Raw genomic sequence first — 4,172 nt, 5'->3', positions numbered from 1 at the left:
CGGCGCCAAGGCCCTGAGCGACAATCTCATCGTCGCCGCCGACCTGACCGCCGCGCGCGGGCCCTGGACCACCCCGGAAGACCTGAGCAAGGCCAGCCTGCTGGGCAAGGCGCAGGTGGGCGGCTGGTCGATCACCGCCCTGGCCTACGAGGCGCGCTGGACCTCGACCGACCAGATTCCCCGGCGGGCGGTCGAGGCCGGAACCCTGGGCCGCTTCGACGCGGTCGACGCCACCGACGGCGGCGAGACCGCGCGCCTGATCCTCTCGGCCCGCCGCCGCGACCTGCTGCGCGGCACCGACAGCGTAATCTATGTCCAGCGCTACAGGCTCAACCTGTGGTCCAACTTCACCTATTTCCTCGACGACCCGGTCAAGGGCGACCAGTTCGAGCAGGCCGACGACCGCTGGGTCTATGGCGGCTCGATCAGCAAGCGCTGGGCCGGCCGGCCCGGCGGTTGGGCGCTGCGGACCGGCGGCTCGGCCCGGGTGGACGATATCGGCGCCGTCGGACTCTACCGCACCACCGCCCGCGCGCGCCACGCCACGGTGCGCCAGGACGCCCTCACCGAATGGTCCGTGGCCGGCTGGGGCGAGGCGGCGCGGCGCTTCGGCCCGGTGGACGCCACCCTGGGCTTGCGCGCCGACCTGATGGGCGCGGACGTTGTGGCCGGCGATCCGCGCAATTCCGGCGACGTCGCCGACAGCTTGCTGAGCCCCAAGCTGGCCCTGGCCTGGCGGGCCTCCAGGCGCTTCGAGCTCTATGCCAATGCCGGCCGCGGCTTCCATTCCAATGACGCGCGCGGCGCGGTGATCAGCGTGGATCCGGTCAGCCAGGCGGCGGTCGAGCGCGCGCCCCTGCTGTCGCCGGCGACCGGCGGCGAGCTGGGAGCCCGCTGGCAGTCCGACGGCCTGACCCTGACCGCCGCCCTGTGGACGCTGAACGTTGAGTCCGAGCTGGTCTATGTCGGCGACGCCGGCTTCACCGAGGCCAGCGGCGCCACCCGGCGGCGGGGCTTGGAGGTCCTGGCCGACTGGCGGCCCACGGCCCGGCTGAACCTGACCGCCGCCTATGCCGCCACCCATGCCCGCTTCGCCGACGATCCGCCCGAGGGCGACCGCATTCCCAACGCCGTGGGCTCCGTCCTGACCGCCGGGGCCACCTGGCTGATCGGCCCGGCCTCGACCCTGTCCCTGACCTATCGTCGGCTGGGCGCGGCCCCGCTGGTCGAGAACAATTCCGTGCGATCGCGCCCCACCGCCCTCGTCAACGCCCTGTTCGTCCAAGCCTTCGACGGCTTCAGCCTGACGGTGGAAGGCCTGAATCTCACGGGATCGCGGGCTGACGACATCGCCTATGCCTACGCCTCGCGCTTGCCCGGCGAGCCGGACCAGGGCGTCGCGGACATCCACTTCCACCCGGTGGAACCTCGAGCTTTCCGCATCGGTCTGAAGCTCGATTTGTGATCAATGGGCGGGATCTGAGCAAATTTCACCGGGCCCGCTCGCCAAACGCGTCAGTTTGGCTAATGTCCGGCTCGATAAAAAAATCGGGGGCTGCCTTGTTCAAGACTTCAGTTCGTTACGCCGTGGCAGGTGTCATCGCCGCCATCCTGAGCACCGCCGGCGCCCAGGCCGACGCCATTCGCCAGACCAAGGCGCCGTTCGAGGACAAGTTTCGCCAGCTGGAGGGCGAGGACTGGCCCGCCCCTTCCGACTATCGCAACGCCGCCGGCGCGCCGGGCTACCGCTACTGGCAGCAGAAGGTCGACTACGACATCTCCGCGCGCCTGGACGAGGCGGGTCGCGCCATTACCGGCAAGGGCGTGATTTCGTACCGCAACAATTCGCCCGACGACCTGCCCTATCTGTGGCTCCTGCTCGACCAGAACGACTTCAAGCGCGACTCGATCAGCCACATGACCGAGACCGTCTCGGGCGACGGCATCAGCCTCAACCAGATCCGTCGGGCCAAGCGCTTCCAGGAATGGGAAGGCGGCTTCACGATCAAGTCGGTGAAGGACGCCCAGGGCCGTCCGCTGAAGTTCACCGTGGTCGACAGCCTGCTGCGCGTCGACCTGCCCCAGGCCGTCCGCGCCAATGGCGGCGAGACCAAGATCGCCATCGAATGGTCGTTCCCGATCATCGAGACCAAGGTCATCGGCGGCCGCAGCGGCTATGAGTGCTTCACGGCCAAGGACGAGGACGGCAACTGCATCTTCGAACTGTCGCAGTGGTTCCCGCGCCTGGCGGTCTATTCGGACTATGAGGGCTGGCACAACAAGGCCTTCCTTAGCAGCGGCGAATTCACCCTGGAGTTCGGTGACTACAGCGTCGCCCTGACCGTGCCCTCCGACCACGTGGTCTCGGCCACCGGCGAACTGCAGAACGCCGCCTCCGTGCTCAGCGCCGCCCAGCGCGACCGCTTGGCCAAGTCCCGCTCGGCCAGCGAGCCGGTCTATGTGGTGACGCCCGAAGAGGCCGCCGCCGCCGAAAAGACCAAGGCGACCGGCGAGAAGACCTGGGTGTTCAAGGCCAAGAACGTTCGCGACTTCGGCTGGGCCACCTCGCGCAAGTTCATCTGGGACGCCATCGGCGTGCGCCAGGAAGACCCCAGGGCCGAGCACCCGCTGGTCATGGCCATGTCGTTCTTCCCCAAGGAAGCCCGGCCGCTGTGGGACGCCTATTCGACCAAGTCGATCGCCCATACCCTGAAGGTCTATTCCGACTTCACCTTCGCCTATCCCTATCCCATCGCCCAGTCGGTCAACGGCCCGCAGGGCGGTATGGAATATCCGATGATCGCCTTCAACGGCGGCCGTCCGGTGAAGGACAAGAAGACCGGCGCCCTGACCTATACCGATCGCGCCAAGAACGGCCTGATCGGCGTGGTCATCCACGAGGTCGGCCACAACTACTTCCCGATGATCGTCAATTCCGACGAGCGCCAGTGGACGTGGATGGACGAGGGTCTCAACACCTTCCTGCAGTTCGAGGCCGAGAAGCAGTGGGACGCCAAGTTCCCGTCGCGTCGCGGCGAGCCCAAGGACATCGTCGAGTACATGGTCAGCCAGGACCAGGTGCCGCTGATGACCCAGTCGGACTCCCTGCTGCAGTTCGGCGCCAACGGCTATGCCAAGCCCGCCACCGCCATGGTCATCCTGCGCGAAACCGTGATGGGCCGCGAGCTGTTCGACCGGGCGTTCAAGGAATATTCCAACCGCTGGCGCTTCAAGCACCCCACGCCCTATGACTTCTTCCGCACGATGGAAGAGTCCTCGGGCGTCGACCTGGACTGGTTCTGGCGCGGCTGGTTCTACACCACCGACCATGTCGATATCGCGCTGGACAAGGTCGTCCAGGGCCGGATCAGCAACGGCGACCCGGAGAAGGACTCCGCCACCCGCCGCGCCGACCGCGACAAGGAGCCCGCCTCCCTGACGGTCAGCCGCAACAGCGGTCAAACCGTCGTCGAGCGCGACCCCAAGACCCGCGACTTCTACACCGAGACCGACGAGTTCCTGGTCACCGAGAACGCCCGCAAGAAGGCCAAGACCGCGCGCGAGGAACTGTCGCCGGAGGACGCCGAGGCCCAGGCCGTGACCGACAACTTCTATCGCTTCACCTTCAGCAATCTCGGCGGCCTGGTGTCGCCGGTGATCCTCAAGCTCGACTTCGTCGAAGGACCCAGCGAGACGATCCGCATCCCCGCCGAGATCTGGCGCAAGAACGCCAAGACCGTGACCTGGCAATATGTCTCGCCCCGTCAGATCAAGGGCGCGGAACTGGATCCGATGTGGGAAACCGCCGACGCCGACCGCGGCAACAACGTCTATGCCGGCGCGATCACCCCCAAGACCCTGACCTTCGGCAAGTTCCCCGAGGGGACCAACCGCATGAAGGACGCCGACCTGAAGATCGAGCCCGGCAGCCTGGCGACCCTGCCCGCCACCGAGAAGAAGCCGGCCGACGTCAAGAAGGACGCGCAGTGATCGGCCTGCCCGGCGGGCGCTGATGGCCCTCGTGGCGGCGGGAGTCCTGCTCTCGCCGGTCGCGGCGGCCGCCCACCGGGGCCACGGCGCCCTCAGCGTCGTCGAGTTGGACGCCCGCACCGGCGAGATCCTGGTCAGCCACCGGTTCCAGACCCATGAGGTCGAACCGGCCTTGGCCAGGG

General features: G+C 67.7%; 3 protein-coding genes. All 3 read left to right on the top strand.

Features of this window, described 5'->3' with window-relative positions; genetic code table 11:
• Positions 1 to 1,465: TonB-dependent receptor (locus CSW58_RS09550; RefSeq protein WP_099447122.1), on the top strand; the 1,465-nt coding region annotated here is incomplete at its 5' end.
• Positions 1,466 to 1,527: 62 nt separating this feature from the next.
• Positions 1,528 to 3,990 carry a M1 family metallopeptidase gene (locus CSW58_RS09545; protein ID WP_099447121.1) on the top strand — a complete coding sequence of 821 codons (2,463 nt, stop codon included), beginning with the start codon at positions 1,528 to 1,530 and terminating at the stop codon, positions 3,988 to 3,990.
• A gap of 22 nt (positions 3,991 to 4,012) precedes the next feature.
• Positions 4,013 to 4,172, top strand: a 160-nt coding sequence (locus CSW58_RS16245; RefSeq protein WP_369825145.1) for a DUF6702 family protein, incomplete at its 3' end; no start/stop codon positions are given.

Origin of the sequence: Caulobacter sp. B11, assembly GCF_002737765.1 — a bacterium.
Taxonomy (GTDB): domain Bacteria; phylum Pseudomonadota; class Alphaproteobacteria; order Caulobacterales; family Caulobacteraceae; genus Caulobacter.
This window is presented reverse-complemented; position numbering and strand designations above follow the sequence as displayed.